This is a genomic window from Pseudonocardia sp. D17, assembly GCF_036984265.1.
Lineage (GTDB): Bacteria > Actinomycetota > Actinomycetes > Mycobacteriales > Pseudonocardiaceae > Pseudonocardia > Pseudonocardia benzenivorans.
The window spans coordinates 38,111-59,171 of sequence record NZ_BPRG01000050.1 but is presented as its reverse complement, the minus strand read 5'-3'; the positions used below and the strand labels follow the sequence as shown (position 1 = coordinate 59,171).

Annotated in this window: 21 protein-coding genes; 10 read left to right on the top strand and 11 right to left on the bottom strand. The window is 73.8% G+C overall.

The window, feature by feature from the left end; genetic code table 11:
• Positions 1 to 11 precede the first annotated feature (11 nt).
• Positions 12 to 2,624: a helix-turn-helix transcriptional regulator gene (locus PSD17_RS10380; protein ID WP_013676334.1), complete on the bottom strand. Its 2,613-nt coding sequence runs from the start codon at positions 2,622 to 2,624 to the stop codon at positions 12 to 14.
• A gap of 160 nt (positions 2,625 to 2,784) precedes the next feature.
• On the opposite strand from PSD17_RS10380, the gene PSD17_RS10375 reads away from it, so the two are divergent.
• On the top strand, positions 2,785 to 3,054 hold the full coding sequence (locus PSD17_RS10375; RefSeq protein ID WP_013676335.1) for a hypothetical protein: 270 nt from the start codon (positions 2,785 to 2,787) through the stop codon (positions 3,052 to 3,054).
• An 83-nt stretch (positions 3,055 to 3,137) separates the two neighbouring features.
• Here PSD17_RS10375 and PSD17_RS10370 read toward each other — a convergent pair whose 3' ends face one another.
• The 5 genes from PSD17_RS10370 to PSD17_RS10350 are packed head-to-tail and all read right to left on the bottom strand — an operon-like array spanning position 3,138 to position 7,595.
• A complete protein-coding gene (locus PSD17_RS10370) occupies positions 3,138 to 4,355 on the bottom strand; it encodes an AI-2E family transporter (protein ID WP_013676336.1) in 1,218 nt (405 codons plus the stop codon).
• A 57-nt stretch (positions 4,356 to 4,412) separates the two neighbouring features.
• Entirely contained in the window at positions 4,413 to 5,792 is a 1,380-nt protein-coding gene (locus PSD17_RS10365) for a diacylglycerol/lipid kinase family protein (RefSeq protein ID WP_233899096.1), read from the bottom strand.
• 5 nt (positions 5,793 to 5,797) lie between these two features.
• Positions 5,798 to 6,217 (bottom strand): DUF7144 family membrane protein, encoded by a 420-nt coding sequence (locus PSD17_RS10360; RefSeq protein ID WP_013676338.1) that lies wholly within the window; start codon positions 6,215 to 6,217, stop codon positions 5,798 to 5,800.
• Positions 6,214 to 6,759: an RDD family protein gene (locus PSD17_RS10355; protein WP_202946302.1), complete on the bottom strand. Its 546-nt coding sequence runs from the start codon at positions 6,757 to 6,759 to the stop codon at positions 6,214 to 6,216. Before PSD17_RS10355 ends, PSD17_RS10360 begins: the two co-directional genes overlap by 4 nt.
• The gene (locus tag PSD17_RS10350; protein WP_339122507.1) at positions 6,756 to 7,595 is read right to left on the bottom strand and encodes a hypothetical protein; all 840 of its coding nucleotides are present in this window, start codon (positions 7,593 to 7,595) and stop codon (positions 6,756 to 6,758) included. Before PSD17_RS10350 ends, PSD17_RS10355 begins: the two co-directional genes overlap by 4 nt.
• A 153-nt stretch (positions 7,596 to 7,748) precedes the next feature.
• Between PSD17_RS10350 and PSD17_RS10345 the strand changes: the two genes are divergently transcribed.
• Genes PSD17_RS10345 through PSD17_RS10335 form a run of 3 tightly spaced genes read left to right on the top strand, consistent with a single transcriptional unit; the run spans position 7,749 to position 13,208 of the window.
• Positions 7,749 to 8,717, top strand: coding sequence for a polyphosphate kinase 2 family protein (locus PSD17_RS10345; protein ID WP_013676341.1), 969 nt, complete (start codon positions 7,749 to 7,751; stop codon positions 8,715 to 8,717).
• A gap of 13 nt (positions 8,718 to 8,730) precedes the next feature.
• Entirely contained in the window at positions 8,731 to 11,451 is a 2,721-nt protein-coding gene (locus PSD17_RS10340; RefSeq protein WP_339122506.1) for a cation-translocating P-type ATPase, read from the top strand.
• The gene (locus PSD17_RS10335) at positions 11,448 to 13,208 is read left to right on the top strand and encodes a SulP family inorganic anion transporter (protein WP_339122505.1); all 1,761 of its coding nucleotides are present in this window, start codon (positions 11,448 to 11,450) and stop codon (positions 13,206 to 13,208) included. The genes PSD17_RS10340 and PSD17_RS10335 overlap by 4 nt, the downstream gene beginning before the upstream one ends.
• A 128-nt stretch (positions 13,209 to 13,336) precedes the next feature.
• Here the strand turns inward: PSD17_RS10335 and PSD17_RS10330 are convergent, their stop codons facing one another.
• Positions 13,337 to 13,861 carry a DUF1269 domain-containing protein gene (locus PSD17_RS10330; RefSeq protein ID WP_013676344.1) on the bottom strand — a complete coding sequence of 175 codons (525 nt, stop codon included), beginning with the start codon at positions 13,859 to 13,861 and terminating at the stop codon, positions 13,337 to 13,339.
• Positions 13,862 to 14,085: 224 nt separating this feature from the next.
• Between PSD17_RS10330 and PSD17_RS10325 the strand changes: the two genes are divergently transcribed.
• The 4 genes from PSD17_RS10325 (at position 14,086) to PSD17_RS10310 (ending at position 16,047) form a co-directional block, all read left to right on the top strand.
• Positions 14,086 to 14,577: a potassium channel family protein gene (locus PSD17_RS10325; protein WP_132975611.1), complete on the top strand. Its 492-nt coding sequence runs from the start codon at positions 14,086 to 14,088 to the stop codon at positions 14,575 to 14,577.
• A gap of 238 nt (positions 14,578 to 14,815) precedes the next feature.
• The gene (locus tag PSD17_RS10320; protein ID WP_143770564.1) at positions 14,816 to 15,331 is read left to right on the top strand and encodes a hypothetical protein; all 516 of its coding nucleotides are present in this window, start codon (positions 14,816 to 14,818) and stop codon (positions 15,329 to 15,331) included.
• Positions 15,332 to 15,511: 180 nt separating this feature from the next.
• The gene (locus tag PSD17_RS10315; protein ID WP_013676347.1) at positions 15,512 to 15,886 is read left to right on the top strand and encodes a hypothetical protein; all 375 of its coding nucleotides are present in this window, start codon (positions 15,512 to 15,514) and stop codon (positions 15,884 to 15,886) included.
• Positions 15,883 to 16,047 carry a hypothetical protein gene (locus PSD17_RS10310; RefSeq protein ID WP_339122504.1) on the top strand — a complete coding sequence of 55 codons (165 nt, stop codon included), beginning with the start codon at positions 15,883 to 15,885 and terminating at the stop codon, positions 16,045 to 16,047. Before PSD17_RS10315 ends, PSD17_RS10310 begins: the two co-directional genes overlap by 4 nt.
• 2 nt (positions 16,048 to 16,049) lie before the next feature.
• Here the strand turns inward: PSD17_RS10310 and PSD17_RS10305 are convergent, their stop codons facing one another.
• The 4 genes from PSD17_RS10305 to PSD17_RS10290 form a co-directional block, all read right to left on the bottom strand.
• Complete coding sequence (locus PSD17_RS10305; RefSeq protein WP_013676349.1) at positions 16,050 to 16,562, bottom strand: hypothetical protein; 513 nt, start codon at positions 16,560 to 16,562, stop codon at positions 16,050 to 16,052.
• Positions 16,559 to 17,122 (bottom strand): hypothetical protein, encoded by a 564-nt coding sequence (locus PSD17_RS10300; protein WP_013676350.1) that lies wholly within the window; start codon positions 17,120 to 17,122, stop codon positions 16,559 to 16,561. The genes PSD17_RS10305 and PSD17_RS10300 overlap by 4 nt, the downstream gene beginning before the upstream one ends.
• On the bottom strand, positions 17,113 to 17,787 hold the full coding sequence (locus PSD17_RS10295; protein WP_013676351.1) for an RNA polymerase sigma factor: 675 nt from the start codon (positions 17,785 to 17,787) through the stop codon (positions 17,113 to 17,115). Before PSD17_RS10295 ends, PSD17_RS10300 begins: the two co-directional genes overlap by 10 nt.
• Positions 17,788 to 18,400: 613 nt before the next feature.
• Positions 18,401 to 18,931, bottom strand: a complete 531-nt coding sequence (locus PSD17_RS10290; RefSeq protein ID WP_013676352.1) for a hypothetical protein — start codon at positions 18,929 to 18,931, stop codon at positions 18,401 to 18,403.
• Between the two features lie 152 nt (positions 18,932 to 19,083).
• Here PSD17_RS10290 and PSD17_RS10285 point away from each other — a divergent pair, with 152 nt between their 5' ends.
• Together PSD17_RS10285 and PSD17_RS10280 are read left to right on the top strand one after the other, a co-directional pair.
• The gene (locus tag PSD17_RS10285; RefSeq protein WP_013676353.1) at positions 19,084 to 20,466 is read left to right on the top strand and encodes a hypothetical protein; all 1,383 of its coding nucleotides are present in this window, start codon (positions 19,084 to 19,086) and stop codon (positions 20,464 to 20,466) included.
• Positions 20,466 to 21,029 (top strand): HD domain-containing protein, encoded by a 564-nt coding sequence (locus PSD17_RS10280; protein ID WP_339122503.1) that lies wholly within the window; start codon positions 20,466 to 20,468, stop codon positions 21,027 to 21,029. Before PSD17_RS10285 ends, PSD17_RS10280 begins: the two co-directional genes overlap by 1 nt.
• Positions 21,030 to 21,061 lie beyond the last annotated feature (32 nt).

Below are 21,061 nucleotides of genomic sequence, written 5' to 3'. Positions count from 1 at the left end.
GCGGGCAGAACTCAGCCGTTGACCGTGAGATGCGGTGTCCCGGTCCGGGTCGCCGACGGACGCCGGCCCAGCAGGCCACGCTCGTGCGCGGCGAGCACCGCCCGGCGGCGCGAACAGACCCCCAGCTTGTCGTAGATCGACCGGACGTGGCTCTTGACGGTGTTGACCGAGACCGAGAGGGCCGCGGCGATCTCGTCGAGGTTGAGCAGCGACGGCAGCAGCGCGAGCACGTCCTCCTCGCGGGCCGTGAGCGTCGGCGCGACGCCGCGGGGCCCGCCGGTGGGCACGGACAGCACGCGGGCCGCGAACCGGCCGCGGTCGCCGTCCCCCATGAGCTCGTCGACGAGCAGGGCGCGCACCGCCGACGGCGCCATGACGAACGGCCGGGCCAGGTCCATGGCCGCCGCCCGGTCCAGCGCGCTGCGCAGCGCGCACCGCGCGCCCGGCCGATCGCCGTCGTGCAGCGCGACGTCCGCGAGGACCAGCCACGCCTCGACCAGGGTCGACCGTCGGACGGACCGGGAGGCCGGGTCGAGTGCCGCGTGCGCACAGCGGTACGCCTTGCGGTACTCACCGGTCTCGCACTCGGCCCACGCGCGCATCAGCAGCCGCTCGCCCCGGGCGCCGGTCAGCCCCTCGATGCGCCCCTCGGCCGCGGCCGCCGCGCGCGTGTAGCCCATCCGGAGCGCGATGCGGTTCTCGATCAGTGCCGCCGTCGTCGCGAGGGCGGGCGGCAGTGGCTGCCCGACGCCGTCCGAGCGGGCACGCTGCAGTTCGAGCACCCCCGCCGCGCGCTCCCCGGAGTCGAACAGCGCAGCACCCCGGGCGAGGCCGAGCGCGACGCGCACCGCGGGGTCGAGCGAATCGGGGTCGGGACCCGCCGCGCCCTCGAGGAGGACGAGGGCGACGTCGGGACGCCCGCGCTCCACCGCGGTCAGCGCGGCGATCGACGACGCGGTGACCCACAGCCCCGAGTGCTCCCAGCCCTCGCGGGTGAGCGCTCGCAGCGCGCCGTCGGACCTCGCGGCGGCCTCACGGAGGTCGCCGACGTTCCAGGCGGCCACCCCGAGCAGCGCGAGGCACTGTGCCTCCAGCAGCGGCAGGTGCCGGCGCCGAGCGGTGTCCAGTGCCGTCGCCAGGTTCGACCGGCCGGGGCCCGGGGCGCCCGCGAAGACCTCGACGGCGCCCCGGCCGGCCAGTGCGAGGGCCGCGAGCGACGGGTCGTCGGGCAGCGGTTCGGGGGTGGCCGGCACCGAACCGGACAGCCCCGCGAGCCGGCTGGTCGCCGTCAGGAGCACCGCCAGCTCGGAACCGGCCGCGGGACGCCCGTCCCGGCGGGCCCGTCTGACGTCCGCGGCCACCGCGTTCATGTCGCCGCGCACGAGGTTCTCCTGCGCGGACAGCGCCGCGGCCCACGTCCTCGCCTCGGCCGTCGTCCCGGCCGCGCGGAGTGCGTCACGCAGCGCGGCGCGGTCACCGATCGCGACGAGGCGGGCGCCGCGGCGTTCGAGCATGCCGCCGGCGAAGGTGGGATCGCCCGCCTTCCCTGCGTGCCGCAGTGCCTCGGCGGGCCGGCCGTGGCCGTCCCACCACAGTGCCGCGCGGCGGTGCAGGTCGGCCGTCGACGCCCCGTCCCGGCGGGCGAGGTCGGCCTCGAGGTGCGAACGCAGGAGCTCCTGGACGTGGTAGTCGGCCCGGTCCGGGTCGACGTTGACCAGGCCGAGCTCGTGCCCGAGCTCGTCCAGGACGTCGGCGGCGTCGTCGCGGTCGCAGAGCTCGACCGCGAGCCCCGCCGGGACCGGATCGGCGATGCTGACCCGCCGCAGCACCTCGCGACGGTCCTCGCTGATCCCGGCCAGCACCTCCCCGACCAGGTAGTCCGCGACGGCGTGGTCGTCGCCGGAGAAGTCGGCGAGGAACCGGTCGGGGTCGCGCTCCTGGCGCATCGAGCACGCGGCCAGTCGCAGCCCGGCGACCCAGCCGCCGGTCCGTTCGTGCAGCCTCGACGCCTGTTCCGCCGTCAGTTCGAGGCCACACCGGCGCAGGAGCGTCGCGGTCTCCCGCTCGCCGAAACGCAGGCGGTCCGCGCGCAGCTCGCACAGCTCGCCGGCCAGCCGCATCCGGGCCAGCGGCAGTGGTGGGTCCAGCCGGCTCACGACGACCAGCTGGACCGCGGGCCCGTGGGCGCGGACGAACTCCCGCAGTTGCTCGGCGCACGTGCGCCCGCGCAGGTGGTGGGCGTCGTCGAGGACGAGCCGCAGGGGCCCGGGCAGCGTGGCGAACTCGGCGAGCACGTCGCCGAGTCCCGCGATCCCGGGTGCCCGGCCGTCCGAGGGAGCAGCCGCGGGGTCCGCGCCGCGCGCACGCACCGCGGTGAGGACCGCCGTCCAGAGGCGCACCGGGTCGTCGTGTTCCTCGGTCAGCGAGAGCCAGACCGAGGGTGTCGTGTCGCCGCGTCGCACCCAGTCGGCCACGGCGACCGACTTGCCGAACCCGGCGGGGGCACAGACGAGCGTGACCGCGCGGCCGGCGCCCTCGTCGAGCGCGGCCCGCAGGGCGGGCCTCGGCACGAGCTCACGCGGCAACGGCGGCGGAACCGGTGAGGGTGGGAATGCGTCGCTCACGACTCACCTCCCTGGCAGGTACCGAATGTTTCCAGCGACACTTTTCCGGCACCACCGCCTGATGGCCCTTGACGCGGTCATCCCGTTGGGGGGAGGACGGCGCGCGCGGACCGCGGAGTATGACGGGGCGCAGGCAGCGAGAGTCGGCCCGGAGGTGGCGATGTCCCCGACGATGTACGAGTTCCGGGTGGACGGCCGGATATCCGAGCCGGCCCTGGACGAGTTCGGCGACCTGCAGGTCGAAGAGGTGCCGCCGGGGCTGATCCTGCGCGGCGAGGTGATCGACGAGTCGCACCTGCACGCCATCATGGTCCTGTTCAGGACGCACGGCCTGCGGCTGCAGTGGGCCGAACCGGTCGACGACAGGGGTTCCGCCGCGGAGCGTCCGGCCACACCGCCCCCGGCCGCACGACGGGCGACCGACGAGTGAGGCGCTCCCCGGGCTGAACCGGGCCGGCCGGTGCGGAGCAGCGGTCGCGGGCACGACGGTCGGCCGGGCCGCGCTGCCCCGGTTCACGCCTGGACCGCCTCGTCGTCGGTCGGGCCGCCCTCGGGTCGGTGCCTGCGGTGCCACCGGCCGCTCACCCCCGCGCCCCGTCCCTCCCGGTGCGGCCGGCGCTTCTCCTTCTCGACGTCCTCGTGGCTGATCAACGCGTCCGCCCACGTCGCGCGCGGGTCGATGTCGATCAGCAAGGCCTTCGCGAGCAACGTCAGCGGGATGGCCAGCACCGCGCCCAGCGGTCCGAGCAGCCAGGCCCAGAACACGAGCGACAGGAACGTCACGGTGACCGACAGCCCGACGGCGTCGCCCACGAACCGCGGCTGCAGCAGCGACTGGATCACGAAGTTGAGCACGCCGTAGACGGCGATCACGGCCACCATCAGCCCCGGCCCGCCGGTGAGCAGGGCCAGCAGCGCGGGCGGCACGAGTCCGATGATGAACCCGACGTTCGGGATGTAGTTGGTGACGAACGCCAGCACCCCCCAGGTGACCGCCAGCGGGATGCCCATCACGAACAGGGCGATGGTGTCGAGCGCGGCGACGATGAGCCCGAACACCGTGGACACCAGCAGGTACTGCCGGGTGTTGTGGGCGAACGAGCGCAGCGCCCCGGCGACGAGGGGCCGGTCGACCGCGATCCGGCCGACCCGCTTGGGGACGGTGACGTTCTCGATCGTCAGGAACAGCAGCAACGTCAACAGGAAGATCAGGTTGCTCGCCAGCCCCGCCACGTCGGCGAGCACCGAGCCGACGACCTGCACGAGCTTGCCGAGGTCGAGCGAGTCGACCACCTTGCGCAGCTCCTCCGGGCTCACCCCGAACCGGGTGAGCGTCGAGGACGCCGACGAGACGAGGTCGCGGCTCTGCGCCGCATACTGCGGCAGCGTCGTCGCCAGCTGCCCGATGGAGACGATGATGCCGAGCGCGATGGACACGACGACCGCGTAGACGGACAGGGCGAGCACCAGCGTCGCGGCCCACCCGGGCCAGCCCCGGTTGCGCAGCCTGCCGTGCACCGGCGCGAGCGCGATCACCAGCACCAGGGCGAGGAACACCGGGCCGATGAGCCACGCGATCGACCGCGCGCCGGCAGCGGCGATCACGATCGCCGCCACCCCGAGGAGCACCACGAGGCCGCGGGGCAGCACCACGCCGCTGCCCAGCGACCGCCCGTCGGTCTCGGCCGACGGGGTGGGGGGCGAGGCCAGCGAGTCCTCGGAGGTGGTCACCCGACGACGCTGGCACCCGCCCCGGTAGCGCAAATCACCCGCACGGGGTGACCCAGCTCACCTTCTCGGTGACCGGCCACCAAGGACCCTGACGAGCCCCGCCACCGCCTCCGCCGGCCCGGCCGGACCCAACGCCGCAGGTGCCGCGGTCGCGGTCGTGGGGAGCCGAACGCGCAGCGCCCCCGGGAGCGCCCGGAAGCGCAGCGGGACGGGCAGCCGCAAGGCCTCCCCGTCGACGCCGACCTCCAGCTCCGGTTCGTCGGAGTCCACCACGAGCTCCGGGGTGCTCCACTGCCGGTAGCCGTGGAAGCGGTGCAGCAGCCCCGCCGCGCCCGCGGCGAGCATCCGGGTGGCGTCGAACGCCGACTCGACGGCCACCGTCACCACGCCCAGCTCGCCGCTGTCCAGGCGCGGGCGCGTGCCCGCACCCGTGAGCCCCTCCATCCGGTACGCACCGTTGGAGACCAGCATGACGTCGACCGGGGCGGCCTGCTTCCCGTCCGCACCGCGGAAGCGCAGGCCGACCCGCCGCCGCCGCGCGCCGAGCAGGTCGGGGGCCAGCCGCGCCGCCGTCGCGACCTTGGCCTCCCGGTAGCCCGCCGACTGCACGATCGAGGCGTACACCCCGAGCGAGGCGTTGTTGACGAACAGGCGGTCCCCGATCTCGGCGACGTCGACCCGTCGCTCCACGGCAGGACCGAAGGCCGCGAGCGCGCCGGGCACGTCGTCCCGGTCGAGCCCCAGATCGAGGGCGAAGTGGTTGCGGGTCCCCGCCGGCACCACGACGAACGGCACGTCGTGACGGCGCGCCACGTCCGCGACGAGGGCCTGCGACCCGTCGCCGCCCGCCATCCCGATCACGTCGGCGCCGTCGGCGATGGCTCGCTCGGCGAGCTCCTGCACGTCCTCGCCCGGTGCGAGGACGACCGACCTGACGCCGCACGTCGTCGCGTGCCTCTCCAGGCCGCACCGCTCGGCCTTCCCGTCCCCGGACCGTGGGTTGATCAGCAGCACGCCGTGCCGGGCCGGGCCGACCCGGTGCAGGTCGGCCGGCACCGGGGCGAGGTCGTGGCCCATCGCGACGCGCGTCGCGGCGAGCGCCAGCCCGACCAGCACGAACACCGAGACCGTGCGCAGCGGATCGCCGAACCCGAACAACAGGACGACACCGACGATGCAGAGCACCGCGACGACGATCGCGACGACACGGATGACGCCGCGGTGGACCAGTGCCGCCCACCCGACGGCCACGGCGATCCCGATCAGCACGACGGTGGCGACGAGCCGCAGCGGGTCGCTCAGCAGCCCGATGACGGCCAGCACGACCGCGGCGGCCACCGCGAGCAGTGCTCCGGCCGCGGCGAGCCGCCGGGTCGTCGACGGTGACGACGACCGACCCGGCGCTGCGCCCAGCCCCTGCGGAACGCCAGTCGTCACGACGATCAGCCGTTGCGCAGACGGGTGGCGAGGGCGTAGATGATCGTCACGTCGACCGCGATGATCAGGATCGACCACAGCGGGTAGTGCGGCAGGAACAGGAAGTTCGCCACCAGGCTCAGCACGGCCAGCGCGATGCCGACCATCGCCCCCCAGGTCACGTCCTTCACCACGGCGACACCGACGACGATCATGATCGCGCCGAGGATCAGGTGGGTCCAGCCCCACCCGGTGAGATCGAACTCGAACACGTAGTTGGGGGTGGTGACGTAGACCTGGTCGCGCAGGATCGCGGAGATGCCGCTGAGCGCGTGGTACGCGCCGGCGACGATCATCATGACGCCTGCGAAGAGCACGAGACCCCTGCGGGTCGAGCTCTCGGCGGGCATGGTCGACGTGTAACTGTCCTCGGCCCGGGTGGTCATGGTGGCTCCTCCTCGACTCGGGTAAGGCGACGATGAACGGGTTCGGCACCGCCCGGGACACCCCCAGGGGGTGATACCTGCCCGTCCCGGGGCTCCCAGTCGTAGACGACGACGGTGCCGACGGCGAGGTCCTGCAGGGAGCGGCGGCGCCGGCTCACCACCGCCCAGGCCAGGCCCAGCGGGAACACCACGCAGAGCACGGCCCGCAGCCCGGCGCGCACCCATCCCGGCTGCGCCCCGCGCGCCGACCGGACGCGCAGCCCGAGGACGGCCCCGCCGTAGCTGCGGCCGGCGATCGCCCAGCCGACGGTCAGGTAGCCGACGGCGAGCAGCCCGCTCACGGTCACCGACTGCGTCCAGCTCGGGCTCGGCCAGCGGAAGGCGATCGGCGAGACGAGGAAGCGCACGCCCGCGACCGCGAGGAAGGCGGCGCCCATCAGCACCAGGACGACGAGCAGGTCGACGACCGCGGCGAGGGTGCGGGACACGATCCCCGCGACGGCCTCCGGCATGACGTCCGCGCTGCCCCGACGGCCGGTCACGGCACGGCGGGACGTCGCGCGGCCCCACCGCGGCGCAGCAGCCGGTCGACGGCCCCCGAGACGGCGCCGTCCGCGGCCATCGCCTCCGTGCGCACCGCGCGCACGGTGTCGGAGGTCAGCGCGCCGGTGGACGACCGGATGATCTCGGGGAGGTCCAGGGCGTCCATCACCTCCCGGGCGATCCCGACGAGGTCGACGCGGGCGAGCACCGCGTCGACGTCCAGCCGGGCGGCGACCTGGTCGACGTCGAGCGACGCCAGCACCCGGTCGAGATCCACCCGCGAGACCACGGCGTCGACGTCGACCTGCCCGACGATCCGGTCGACGTCGATCCGCTCGACGACCCGCTCCAGGTCGACACCCGCGACGGCCGCGTCGAGGTCCACCCCGGCGATGACCGCGTCGAGGTCGAGCCGACGCACGACGGCGTCCAGGTCGAGCCGACGCACGACGGCGTCGAGATCCAGCCGCGCCACCACGGCGTCCAGGTCCACCCGCGCCACCACGGCGTCGACGTCGAGACCCGCCGCGAGCGCGTCGATCTCCACGTGCTCGCGGACGAGCGAGGTCAGGTCGACGGCCCTCAGCAGCGCGTCGACCACCTGCCCGACGACCAGCCGGAACAGGTCGTTCCACCAGCGGGCCAGCAGCACCCGGTCGCGCCGGCCCCGCCGGACGAGCGCCGCGGTGGTCCGGGGCGCGACGAAGGTGACCGTCGCGACCGCGCCGTTCGCGAGGGTCGTCGTCGCGAACCGCAACGGCCGGCCCGCACGCCACACCAGCCGCGCCGCGCCGCCGCCCACGCCGAGCAGCAGGCGCTCCGTCGTCGAGTCCACCGTGGCCTCCTGTCCGGGTCGGACGACCAGGCTGCGCCAGCACGTGGCGGTGGACCTCATCCCTGACAGGTGAGGCGCCCCCGACACCGACCGCCGACGCTCCCCCCGGCAGGCGATCGATCACGGGCGCGGTCGACCCGGAGGAGGAACGACATGGCGGACGAGCGCACCCGGCGAATCTCCGAGTTCATCGAACCGCTGCGGGTGCGGCCAGGGCGGTCGGTGCGCCTGGACCGGGACTTCGACCCGCGGCAGCGCTCGAAGACCGTCCGTCGCAAGAAGGAGGGCCGCGAGCTGCTGCAGACCGGCATCGCCATGCTCGCCGACTACCAGGCGCGGCTGGCCGCCCAGGACACCTACGGGGTGTTGATGTGCCTGCAGGCTCTCGACGCCGGCGGCAAGGACGGGACGATCCGGCACGTCATGAGCGGGGTGAACCCGCAGGGCGTGCACGTCGCGGGGTTCAAGGTCCCCTCGGCCGAGGAGCTCGACCACGACTACCTGTGGCGCTACGCCGCGCGGCTGCCCGCCCGCGGCGACATCGGGATCTTCAACCGGTCGCACTACGAGGAGGTTCTCGTCGTGCGGGTGCACCCGGAACTGCTCGACCGGCAGAAGCTGCCCGCGGAGAGCCGCAAGAAGATCTGGCACCGGCGCTACCGGGAGATCAACGACTGGGAGCGCTACCTCGTCGACAACGGCTTCCGGGTCGTCAAGGTGTTCCTCAACCTCTCCTACGAGGAGCAGCGGCAGCGTTTCCTCAAGCGGATCGACGTGCCGGACCGCAACTGGAAGTTCTCCGCCGCCGACGTGAAGGAACGTCGGCGCTGGAAGGACTACCAGCACGCGTTCAACGAGATGCTGTCCGAGACGAGCACGCCGTGGGCGCCCTGGTACGTCGTGCCCGCCGACCGGAAGTGGTTCGCCCGGATCTGCACCGCGGCGATCCTCGTCCACACCCTCATCGAGATCGACCCGCAGTTCCCCACCGTCGACGCCGCGGCACTGCAACGACTGGCGGAGGCACGCACCGAGCTCGCCACCCAGGGTCCCGAAGCCGGCAACGGGAGCCGGAACCACGGGAAGCGGGCCGGGCACCACCACCGGGCGGCGACGGTCTAGGGAGGCGGAGGCGATGCAGACCGACCAGAGGACCCAGGACGCCCCGGTTCCGGCCCGTCGCTGGACCGCCCTGCCGAAGAACGAGGTGGCGCAACTGCTCGGGGTCCACCCCGGCGTCGGTCTGTCGGCGGCGACGGCGGCCGAGCGGCTGCGCGACCACGGTCCCAATGCGCTGCCGCAGGAGGAGCCCGAACCGGGTTGGCGGCGCTTCCTCGACGAGTACCGCAGCTACATGCAGGTGATCCTGCTCGCGGCGGCCGTCGTCTCGGCGGTCGTCGCCGAGTGGGGCACCGCGGTGCTGCTGGTCGTGCTGACGATCCTCAACGCGGTGATCGGGCTGCGGCAGAAGGGCAAGGCCATGAGCGCGATGAACGCGCTCAAGTCGCTGATGCTGACGACCGCGCGGGTGCGCCGCGACGGCAGCGACCGCGCGGTCCCGGCCGAGGAGGTCGTCGTCGGCGACGTCGTGCTGGTCTCCGCGGGCGACCAGGTCCCCGCCGACGGGCGGCTCGTCCAGGCAGCCGCGCTGCAGATCGACGAGTCGGCACTGACCGGCGAGAGCACCCCCGTCGGCAAGCACGCGGAGCCGTTGAGCGACACCGACGATCGTCCGCTCGGGCCGGCCGACCAGCGGAACATGGCGTTCATGAACACGCCGGTGACCCACGGCAGCGGCATCCTGCTGGTCACCGCGACCGGCGGCGACACCGAGGTCGGGCGGATCTCGGCGATGCTGTCGCGCACGGCGGTGGAGAAGACGCCGCTGACCCGGGAGCTCGACCGGCTGACGCTGTGGATCGCGGGCGCAGCGGGACTCACGATGCTGGTGATGTTCGTGCTCGGCCGCAGCCGGGGCGAGGCCTGGGACGTGTTGTTCGTCAGTGCCGTCGCGCTCGCGATCGCGGCGATCCCCGAGGCGCTCCCCACCGTCACCCAGATGATCCTCTCCCTCGGGGGTGTCGACCTCGCCAAGCGCAACGCCATCGTCAAGGAGCTGCCGTCGGTCGAGACGCTCGCGTTCACCTCGGCCATCAACTCCGACAAGACCGGCACGCTGACGATGAACCAGATGACCGCCGTCAAGGTCGTCACCCCGACCGACCGCTACACGGTCTCCGGGACCGGGTACGAGCTCGAGGGGCGGGTGCACCACACCGCGGGCGCCGCACCGTCGATCATCGACGCGGTGCTGCCCTACCTGCTGGCGAGCGACGCCAAGCTCGTCGACGGGAAGGTCGTGGGCGACCCGACCGAGGGCGCCCTGCTCGTGTTGGGGCACAAGGCGGGGCTCGACGTCGACGCCAGCCGCGACCGGTTCCCGCGGCTCGCCACGCTGCCGTTCGACCCCGTCTACAAGCTCATGGCCACCTTCCACTCCGCCACCGCCGAGGACGGACGCCCGGTGATCCGGTGCTTCGTGAAGGGCGCGGCCCCCGCCGTCGTCGCGCGGGCCTCCGACGCGCTGACGCCGACGGGCCCGGCACCGCTGGACGTCGAGCGGATGACCGCCCACATGGAGCGGATGGAGCACGACGGCAGGCGCGTGATGGCCGCGGCGGTCCGGGACCTCGCCCCCGAGGTGTTCGACCCGAACGGCGACCTGTTGTCGCTGGTCGTCGGGCTGCGGTTGACGAGCCTGGTCGGCATGGTCGACCCGCCCCGGGCCGAGTCCCGCGACGCGGTGGCCGCGGCGCAGGCGGCGCACATCCGCGTCCGGATGGTCACCGGGGACGACGTCACCACCGGGGCGGCCATCGCCGAGCAGCTCGGGATCCCGGGCGAGGCCGTGCTCGGGGCGGACTTCGCGGCCCTGTCCGAGGAGGAACGGCTGCGCCGCATCGACGCGATCGGCGTGGTCGGGCGGGTCGCCCCGGAGCACAAGGTCCTGCTCGTCGACACGCTCAAGCGCAAGGGTGACGTCGTCGCCATGACCGGCGACGGCGTCAACGACGCGCCCGCGATCAAGGCCGCCGACATCGGCATCGCCATGGGGTCGGGGACCGAGGTCGCCAAGAACGCCGGCCGGATGGTGCTGTCGGACGACAACTTCGCGACGATCGTGTTCGCCGTCGAGCAGGGCCGCAAGATCTTCGACAACCTCACCAAGTACATCCGCTTCGTGCTGATCCTGCTCGTGATCTTCGTGCTCACGTTCCTCGGCGCGAGCCTGCTCAACCTGGCGGGCGGCGAACCGTTCACCCCGGCCCAGGTGCTGTGGATCCACTTCTTCGTCAACGCCGCCTTCGGCATCGCGCTGGGCTTCGACCGGGAGACGCCGGGGCTCATGCGCAAGCGCCCGCGGCCCCGCGGGCAGTCGGTGCTCACCCGCGATCTCGTCGTCACCGTCGGGCTGACCGGCCTGCTCGTGAGCGTGGGCCTGCTCGGGCTGATCGCCGCGGGACCCGCGCTGTTCGGCGACGTCGAGGTCGGCCGCTCGGTCGCGTTCACCTCGTTCGCGCTGTGCCTGATCGTCGCGGCCGTGGAGTGCCGGGACGCGACCGGCACGGTGCTGACCACGGCGACCTTCGACAGCCGCAACCTGAACTGGACGATCCTCGCCGAGTTCGCCCTCGCCGTGCTGGTGACGCAGATGGACGTGTTCCACCGCCTGCTGGGCACCGTCGACATCTCGCTGAGCCAGTTCGGCTGGGCCTGCCTGCCCGCTCTCGCCCTGCTGGTGTGCTGGGAGCTGGGCAAGGCGATCGCCCGGCGCACGACCCACCACGTCCGGTGAACGAGCCGGCCCCGGAGCACCGCCGGGTGGCGGCGGTCGCCCCGGGCCTCGCGAGCCTGCTCGGCTACCGCGCGCGGTGGCTGGGGCGGGACGTCACCGCGGGCCTCGTCCTGACGGCGCTGCTGGTGCCCCAGGGCATGGCCTACGCCGAGCTGGCGGGGCTGCCGGCGATCACCGGGCTCTACACGTCGATCCTCTGCCTGGTCGGCTACGCCGTCTTCGGCCCGTCCCGGGTCCTCGTGCTCGGCCCCGACTCCTCGCTCGGGCCGCTCATCGCGGCCACCATCCTGCCGCTGGCGGGTGCGGACGGGGACCCGGCGCGGGCGATCGCGCTGGCGTCCGCGCTCGCCCTGATCACCGGCGCGGTCATGATCATCGCGGGCCTCACCGGGCTCGGCTTCGTCGCCGACCTGATCTCCCGCCCCGCGATGATCGGCTACCTGAACGGGCTGGCCCTCACCATCATGGTCGGGCAGCTGCCCAAGCTCTTCGGCTTCTCGGTGGACGCCGAGGGCTTCTTCGGCGACGTGGCGGGGTTCGTCACCGGCCTCGGCTCGACGGTGCCCGCGGCGCTCGCCATCGGTGCACTCGGCCTGGTGCTCATCGTGGTCCTGCAGCGGTACCTGCCGAAACTGCCGGCCGTGCTGGTGGTCGTCGTGCTCTCGATCGGGGCGACCGCCCTGCTGGGGCTGGCCGCGCGCGGGGTCGACGTCGTCGGCCCGCTTCCGCAGGGGTTCCCGCCGCTGAGCCTGCCCGACGTGCGGCTCTCCGACCTCCTGCTGCTCGTGCCCGGTGCCCTGGGCATCGCGGTGGTCTCGCTGACCGACACGATCTCGACCGCCTCGTCGTTCGCGGCCCGCGAGGGCCGCACGATCGACGGCGGCCGCGAGATGACCGCGATCGGCGCGGCGAACGTCGGCGCGGGCCTGTTCGGCGGGTTCCCGGTCAGCACGAGCGGCTCGCGCACCGCGGTCGCCGCCCAGGCCGGGGCGCGGACCCAGCTCACCGGGCTGGTCGGCGCCGCGGCGATCACGCTGATCCTGCTGTTCGTGCCGGGGCTGCTGCGCGACCTCCCCCAGCCGACCCTGGCCGCGGTCGTGATCGCCGCCTCGCTCTCCCTCACCGACCTGCCCGCCACGCGGCGGCTGTTCCGGGTCCGCCGCGCCGAGTTCGTGCTGTCGATGACGGCCGCCCTCGGTGTCGTGCTGCTCGGGGTGCTGCCGGGCATGGCGGTCACGGTCGCGCTGTCGGCGGCGAACGTGTTCCGCCGGGCGTGGTGGCCCTACCGGACCGTCCTGGGCCGGGTGCCCGGCCTCCCGGGGTTCCACGACGTGCACAGCCACCCACACGCCGAGCGGCTGCCCGGATGTCTGCTCCTGCGGTTCGACGCCCCGCTGTTCTTCGCCAACGCCCGCACGTTCCGGGAGTGGATCGACGAGCTCGTCCACGTCGACCCGGACGTGCGCTGGGTCGTCATCGCCGCCGAGCCCGTCACCGACGTCGACACGACCGCCGCCGAGATGCTGCGCGAGCTCACCGCCGCGTTCGAGCGGAAGGGTCGCCGGCTGGTGTTCGCCGAGCTCAAGGACCCGGTGCGGCGCACCGTGGAGCGCGCGGGCCTGACCGGGGCGGTCGACGCGACGCACCTCTTCCCGACGATCGACGCCGCCGTGGCCGCGTTCCGTGACCTGACGGGTGCGAGCTGGCGGTCCCCGGACCGGGCGGTCGGCCCGGCCGAGGACCGGACCGACGGCTGAGCCGGGACCGGCGACCCGACGACGTCACCCGGGTTCCTGTCCGCCGCGCGCGTCGGACCCGCGACACAGGAGAGCCGGCCCCGGGATCGTCGTCCCGGGACCGGCTCCACCGGTCACCCCCCCGGGGGTCACGCCTTCGTCGAGGCCTCCTCGTTCGCCTCTTCGGCCGGCTCCTCGAAGACCTCGCGCAGCCGGGCCTCCTGCTCCGCGGACAGGTTCGTCGACACCAGGTGGGCGCCGCTGCCGCGGAACTCGCCCAGCACCCGGTCGGCCACGGCGTTGTCCGACATCACGAACAGCGCCGACGTGCCCTCGGTGATCTCGTCACGGACCCGCTTGATGAAGCCGTCGTCGATCCCGACGTCGGCCAGCGACCCGCTCAACGCCCCCATCGCGGCCCCGATCGCCATGCCCAGCAACGGGATGAAGAACAACAACCCGAACAGCAGACCCCAGAAGCTGCCGCCGAGCGCCCCTGCCCCGGTGAGGTTGCGCAGCTGCTCGGTCTTGGGCTTGCGCCTGCCCTCCGGCCACGTCACCACGGCCGCGTCGACGATCTGGATGAGCTCCTCCTTCTGCAACCTCTCCAGAACGCTGAGCGCACCTCGGGCGCCGCCTGCCGTGTCGAACTTCCACACCGTCAACGTCGCCATTCCCGCTCCTGTTGTCTCGTCGGTCCCCGAACCGTGCGTCGTACGGGCCGCGCCGACATCACCCGATCCGGACGAGTGGCGTTCGCCCCTCAGGGGTGAGCACAACCGGGCCGCGCCCGGCCACGCTGCGGAGCGCACGACCGGGGAGGGGCGATGGCTGTCGAACGCGCGGGCGCGTCGTGACCGAGACGTCACCGGCGCCGAGCCGCCGGCAGGTCGTCACCGTGACGATCGCGTCTGCCGTCGTCGCGGCGTTCCTGCTGGTCGTCTACTACCGCGCCCCCCTGGACGGCAAGCTCGACGGCACGGTCATCTTCTGGCTGGCCGTCGGCCTCGTGGGCCTGGGGCTGGCCCTGGCCTGGCAGGTGCGCGCGATCATGACCTCGGACACCCCGCGGCTGCGGGCGGCGGCGACCGTGGCGGTCGGGCTGCCGTTCCTGCTGCTGCTCTACGCCGCGACGTACGCGGTGATGTCGGAGAACGCCCCGGCGTGCTTCACCCAGCCACTGGACCGCACGGGTGCGCTCTACTACACGATGACCGTGTTCACCACGGTCGGCTTCGGCGACATCACCCCCACCACCGGGGCCACGAGGATCCTCACGATGACCCAGATGGCCGTCGGCCTGCTGGCCGTCGGTGTGGTCGCGAAGCTCCTCCTCGGCGCCGTCGACGTCGCCGAGCGACGACGCACGGGCGCCGGTCCCGACCGGTGACGGGACGCCGCGCCGGCCCAGCAACCGCTCCTCCAGCCGCTCGAGCGCCATCGCCACCACGATCACCAGCACCGGCACCAGCACTGCGACCAGCGCCATCACACCCTCCGCCCCACCCACGGTTCGACCCGACCGCGGGGCCGCCCCCGCGATCGAGACCGTCGCGCGCGAGCACCACCGCACGCCTCACCCCGAGCGGGTGGTGTGGCCCGGCGGCGGCGCCCGGGACCGTGGGACGGTGGACGGCCCCGGGGACCGCTGGACGCGCCTGCTCGGCGGGAGGCTCCGCGGCTGGGCGGACGCGGAGGAGCTGGCGCACGCGATCCACGGCAGCATCGTCGGCGCCGCGGCGATGGTCGGGGCCGGCCTGCACGGGACGTTGCCGGCCGTCGTGATCACCGTGCTGGTGACGGTCGCCGTCTACTGGGCGGCCGACCAGTACTCCGCGCTGCTCGGCGCGGCCGCCAACGGGGTGCGCGGCTCCGTCCGGGTCCGCGAGATCCTGCGCCACGGCCGGCCGATGCTGGAGGCGGCCTACACCCCGCTCGTCGTCCTCGTCGTCGTCGGCCTGATCACGAAGGACGTCAGCACCAGCGTGCTCGTGGCCCTGATCGTGGCCACGCTGCTGCTGGGCGGCCTCGGGCACATCGCGGGGCGCCGCGCCGGCGCGACACGGGCCGGGGCGATCGGATGGGCCGCGGGCAGCGCCGCGCTCGGCGCCGTCCTCATCCTGCTCAAGCTGCTCCTGCACTGACTGTGAGTCCGAGAGTGACACGGGCCGGAGGACGTACTCGTCGCGCGACCGTGACGATTCCCGGCCGACGGTGTCATTCCTGACGTGGATCGACACGGATGCAGGGTCGTCGGCCGGGAGACAGGTCCGGCGCGGGTCGCGGCGGGTCCGCGGCGGTACGGGGCGAGGAGTGACGGGCGGATGGCGGACGGTCTTGCCGACTACGGGCGGGCTCTCGACCTGGCGGTGTCCGACATCGTCGCGGCCTTTCTCGACCATCCCGACGACCGACCTCGTGCCGAGCGGGCGGCGCGCGAGGTGACCGTGTGGCTGGCCGGGTTGTACGGCCGCGACGCCGTTCGGGACCTGGCCGAGCGGCTCGCCGCGGAGATCTGCGACAGCCTGCGCGAACGCGGACTGTCCGGCGAGCCCGAGGCCCCGGGACCGGCGCGTGGGCCGGAGTGGCCGACGGCTCACGACGCCCGACGTGCCCGACCGGCAACCGATCGCCTGCCACCCGGGTCGCCGTCGCGCGGCCCGGGTCGACCGGCCGTCGGGCGACGCGGCACGCGATGAGTGACACCCCGATCTACGCGCAGCTGCCCGAGGAGTTCCGCTGGCACGACGCACACGTCGGCGACACCGCAGCGGCCGGCACCGACAGCGCCGACGGTCCTGGCCCCTCCGGCGGCGGCCGTGCCGAGCCCGCGACGGCACCTCCCCGCGGGCAGCCGTGAGCCTAGGCCGTGCCGGGCTCGACGATCGCGATCTCGCTGACCTTGACGGTGATCTCCGTCCGGCCGGCCGGCGACAGCGTCTGCAGCGCAGCGCGGTGCACCTCGTCGGCCACCGATGCCGCCTGGTACCGCGAGTCGGTGACGATCGTGATCTCGACGTGCAGGGCGTCACCCCTGCGGCGGGTCTCGACCCCGGCGAAGTCCGGGAACGCCCGGCTGGTGAGCCGACGCCACGCGTCGGCGGTGACCTGGGTGACCAGGCCGCGCAGCCCGGGCTGGAGCCGCCGGACCCCCGGAACGGACCGCGCGGCGGTCGCGACGTCCGCCGCGGTGCGCACGTCCTCGATCATCCGACGGCTCCACGAGTCCCCGCCGTCCGACGGGTCGTTCCCGGCGGGCCGGGCCGGCATGTCGGCGGGCGCACCCTCCTGATCGGCCGGGGATCGCCGCGCCGCGCCCGCCTGTGACGGCGCCGGTCCGAGGTGCTCGGGACGGTCGTCGGCCGGGCCGATCATGCATCCTCCTGCGACCAGACGTCCGCGACGACGACGTCGACGACCGTGGCGACGAGACCGACCTGCCCGGACAGCGCAGCCACCAGCCGCCGACGCACCTCGGCGACGACCTCCGCGATCGGTGGCCCGTCGACCCGCACCGACAACGACATCTCCACCCGGACCTCGGGGCCGTTCGCGGTGACGGGGGTGATCCGGCAGTGGCGTGACCAGACGCCGGTGACCCCGTCGGCCGCGTAGCGGAGCACCGCTGCGACAGCGGCGTGAGCCACCTGCGAGGGCCCCGAGGGCGTCGGCAGCGGCAGCGCGTCGGAGCTCCGGAACTCGGCGCGGACCGCGGACATTATCCGGTCGAGCAGGTTGGGTGGCGGCGCGGCGGGATCGTCCCGCAGCAGTTGCGTGGCCACCGCGAGGCGGCCCAGGCTCTCGCGGGCCACCAGGCAGTGTTCGCAGGTCCGGGAGTGCGCGTCGGACCCGCCGTGGTCCAGGTGGACGGCGATGTCCTCGACGTACCGGCCGCACGGCAGCTGCTGGCCGCCGCTCTGGGCGTTCATCGCCACGACGACATCCTCTCCACCAGCTGGGCGCGGGCCCGGGCGAGCCGTCCTCGCACCGCCTGCGGACTGACATCGAGCACCTGGGCGATCTCTGCGTAGGACCGACCGTGGACCTCGAACAGCAGCCACACCGCGCGCTGCTCCGGCGTGAGCTCGTCGAGGGCCGCGGTCAGCACCTGCAGCCCCTCGGCCATCCCGAGCGCGCGCTCCGGATCGGACAGCGGGCTCGTGTCCGGAGGATGGCCGGGCTCGGTGTCGGCGGCGAGCGGCGCGACGGGCCGACGTCGTCGCAGCAGGTTCAGGCAGCGGTTGGTCGCCGACCGGTACATCCACCCGCCGAACGCCCCGGCCTCACGTAGCTCCGGCAGCCGGCGCCAGCTGGTGAGGAACACCTCCTGGGTGACGTCCTCGGCCTCGCCGGCATCACGCAGCATCCGGAACGCGAGCTGGTAGATCGGCCGTTGGTAGCGGCGGACGAGCATCTCGAAGGCGCCGAGGTCGCCCTCACGGGCCCGCACGACCAACGTCTGGTCGTCCGGCAGCGCCGCCGTCGCGTCCGGGGCCGCCGGGCGATCCTCCTGCGTCGCGTTCCCGGTGACGGACCGCGCGTGCCCGGCGTGTGTGGGCGCCCCGGCGGGCCCGCCCGGCGCCTGGACCTCTACCTCCATGTCACCGCGACGGACGCGGCCCGAAGGCCGAGATCGCACCGACAGCCATCACATGATCGTGTCATCCGCGCGTCAGGCCGGCCCGAGCGGCCGGTCGTCAGGGGTGTCCCCGACGATGTCCGTCGGTCTGGCGTCAGCGCCACTCATGCTCGCGTCCTCCTGCGACGTCGACTTCGCTCCGGTGTGTCCTCGTCGCCCAGGGGTGCCCGACGTGGCGAAAGAGGCTCACCGGTAGGACACCGCAAGGCACGGATCATCACGGCCGCCGGGACCGAGGGTGGGTGGCAGCTCACCGGGGCACGACGGTCTGCCACCCACCCGAGTCGAGGCCTGACCGTCGTCGCGGTAGCCGACGGCCCGACCTCGCCCGGCCCCCCGAGGCCGGCAACTACTGGGACACCACCCGCACCCGGACATCACGCAATTGTGATGTAGGACACACTCTCGTCGAGCGCCGCCCCGCCGACCCACAGCGCACCGCGGCGACGTTCCACGTCCCGCTCAGCGACGGCGCATCACCCGGCGGGCGACCCGGCGGCCGGTCCGCCGTCCCGTGCGTCGCGCGATCCTGCGGTTTCGACCCAACATCGGTCTCTCCCTTCCTCGGTCCTGCTCAGACGGCGTCCGCGGACCGGGCCACGAGCGCCTCGGCTTCCTGGGCTGCGACCAGGCCGACCTCGACCAGGTCCAGCGGGCTCACGAACTCCGACGCGAGCCGGACTCCTCCGGCGTCGGCGAGCGCCTCGCGCAGCGGGATCGCCCACCGGTGCTCGAGCAGCACCAGCGCGGCGGCGGACCCCTCGGGGATCTCCGCGATCGCGTCCCAGGCCTCCTCGTCGAGGGTGTCGTCGTCCTCGGCGGTCATCACCTCGGCGCCCAGCGCCGCCCCCTCCTCGGGGCTCAGACCTGCGCCGATCCCGATCAGGGCACCCACCACCGCCCCGAACTCGGCCCGCTCGGCCTCGTCGAGCTGGGTCTCCTTGAGCACCTGCACCTCGCCGCCGACCGCCTTGTAGACGCCCAGGAAGTCGATCACCCGGATCATGTCGTCGTCGCGGAGCCGTTCCAGCTCGGCGCGAATCCGCCCCTGGAAGTTCGGATGGTCGAAACCGAGCACGAGCAGTTGCACCGGACCGATCGTCATGGTCGTCCTCCTTCGTCTCGGGCCCGGGGTTGCGGGTCCGCCGCCGACTGTGCGCGCGGGCCGCCCGGGCCACCTCGCCCTCACGAGGTGATGCCTCGCGGGGCCCGGGGGCGGAAGGTGGGCCGCTCATGCGGCCGGGAGGAGCAGCCACGATGTCCGTCGTCGACAGCCCCGACAGCAGTGGCGTCGCCGCTGCGCTGACCACGGACGAGCGCGCCGAGCTGGAACGGTTGCGCACCGAGGTCGCCGACCTGCGGTCCGCACCGCCGCCGCAACCCCCGGCCCGGCGCCGGATCCGGTGGGCCTCGGTCGGCTCGGCCGTCCTGCTCGTCCTGGGTCTGTTGCTGGTCCCGGTGTCGGTGTTCGCGGTCTGGACGCACAACCAGCTCTCCGAGACCGACCGCTTCGTGGCCACGGTCGGGCCGGTCCTCGAGGATCCCGCGGTGCAGTCCACCGTCGCCGACCGGGTGACCGCGGAGATCTTCGCCCAGGTGAACGTGCAGGGTCTCGCGAACGAGGCCGTCGACGCGCTGGCCGCACAGGGCCTGCCCGCCCCGATCGTCGACCGCCTGCACGGCCTCACCGGCCCGCTGGCCGACGGCACCCGGAACTTCGTCGGCAGCAAGGTGCACGAGCTGGTCAGCAGCCCTGCCTTCGTGGCGGCCGGGGAGCGGGCACTCACGATCACCCACCAGCAGATCGCGGCCGCGCTCGCCGGGCAGTCCTCGGCGCTGGTCGTGCAGGGCGGCGAGACCGTCCTCGACCTCGCCCCGTTCATCGACGCGGCGAAGCAGCAGCTCGTGGCCTCGGGGTTCGAGCTCGCCGGGAAGATCCCCGAGATCCACCCGACGATCGCGCTGTTCCCGGCGAGCACCCTCATCCGGGCGCAGACGCTCTACTCGTTGCTCGACGTCACGGCGACCTGGCTGCCGTGGGTCACCCTCGCGCTGCTCGTGGGCGGCGTCCTGCTCGCCCGCCGACGACGGCGCGCGACGCTTGTCGTCGGGCTCGCGGTCATGGGGATCATGCTGGTGGTGGCCGGTGCCCTGCTCGCGGTCCGCGGGATCGTGGTGGGCTCGGTGGCGGAGCAGTCCGCCGCGGCCGTCGGTTCGACGTACGACATCGTGGTGCGCTTCGTCCGCGCCGCACTGCGGACGCTGTTCGTCGTCGGGCTCGTCGTCGCACTGGCGGCGTGGGTCACCGGCCCGTCGAACACGGCCGTGCGTCTGCGCGGCGCGCTCTCCCGCGGCGTCGGGGCGTTGCGCAGGGGCGGGTTCGCGCGCCGGCTCGCCGCCGGACCGGTCGGGCCGTGGGTCCACGACCACCGCGTCCTGCTCCGGACCGTCCTCGTCGTGCTGGCGGCACTCGTCGTGGTGCTGTGGGACCGGCCGTCGGGCTGGACCGTCCTCACCGTCGCCCTCGTGCTCGTGGTGCTGCTCGGTGTGGTCGAGCTGCTCGACCAGCCGCGGTCGCTGGTCACGGCCGACGCAGACGGCTCGCCCGGTTCGCCGGGCCTCGACGGCGGGCCGAGCTGATGGACGACGTCGCGCGGGCTGCGCAGACCGCGGCCCGCGCGGCACTGGCCGTGACGCTGCCCCGGCGCTGGGCCCACACGCGCGGCGTCGCGGGTCACGCCCGGGTGCTCGCCGCCGGTCTGCCGCCCGGCGACGACGAGACCCTCGTCGCCGCCGCGTGGCTGCACGACATCGGGTACGCCCCTTCGGTCGTCCGGACCGGGTTCCATCCCCTCGACGGGGCCCGGCACGCGCGCTCGCTCGGGTTCCCGGACCAGGTCGCCGCCCTCGTCGCGTTCCACTCCGCCGCGGCCGTCAAGGCCGGCCTTCTCGGGCTGGCCGACCAGCTGGCCGACTTCGCCGACGAGTGCTCGATCGTCCACGACCTGCTCTGGTACGCCGACATGTCCACCGATCCCACCGGCAGGCCCGTGTCCTTCGAGGCCCGCATGGCCGAGGTGCGGCTGCGGCGTGCGAACGACCCGGTGGCGCTCGCGGCACTCGACCTCGGCCTGCCTGCCCGCCGGGACGCCTGGCGACGCGCCGAGGAGTGGCTGCGGTCCGCAGTCACCTGCGGCGGATGAGCCGCCCGCCGCGGTGACGCCGCAGGGTGCTC

Coding starts and splice junctions, on each gene's coding strand:
- PSD17_RS10340 (WP_339122506.1), top strand. CDS start 8,731: ATGCAGACCGACCAGAGGACCCAGGACGCCCCGGTTCCGGCCCGTCGC.
- PSD17_RS10375 (WP_013676335.1), top strand. CDS start 2,785: ATGTCCCCGACGATGTACGAGTTCCGGGTGGACGGCCGGATATCCGAG.
- PSD17_RS10285 (WP_013676353.1), top strand. CDS start 19,084: ATGTCCGTCGTCGACAGCCCCGACAGCAGTGGCGTCGCCGCTGCGCTG.
- PSD17_RS10360 (WP_013676338.1), bottom strand. CDS start 6,217: ATGACCACCCGGGCCGAGGACAGTTACACGTCGACCATGCCCGCCGAG.
- PSD17_RS10330 (WP_013676344.1), bottom strand. CDS start 13,861: ATGGCGACGTTGACGGTGTGGAAGTTCGACACGGCAGGCGGCGCCCGA.
- PSD17_RS10310 (WP_339122504.1), top strand. CDS start 15,883: ATGAGTGACACCCCGATCTACGCGCAGCTGCCCGAGGAGTTCCGCTGG.
- PSD17_RS10295 (WP_013676351.1), bottom strand. CDS start 17,787: ATGGAGGTAGAGGTCCAGGCGCCGGGCGGGCCCGCCGGGGCGCCCACA.
- PSD17_RS10280 (WP_339122503.1), top strand. CDS start 20,466: ATGGACGACGTCGCGCGGGCTGCGCAGACCGCGGCCCGCGCGGCACTG.
- PSD17_RS10290 (WP_013676352.1), bottom strand. CDS start 18,931: ATGACGATCGGTCCGGTGCAACTGCTCGTGCTCGGTTTCGACCATCCG.
- PSD17_RS10315 (WP_013676347.1), top strand. CDS start 15,512: ATGGCGGACGGTCTTGCCGACTACGGGCGGGCTCTCGACCTGGCGGTG.
- PSD17_RS10305 (WP_013676349.1), bottom strand. CDS start 16,562: ATGATCGGCCCGGCCGACGACCGTCCCGAGCACCTCGGACCGGCGCCG.
- PSD17_RS10345 (WP_013676341.1), top strand. CDS start 7,749: ATGGCGGACGAGCGCACCCGGCGAATCTCCGAGTTCATCGAACCGCTG.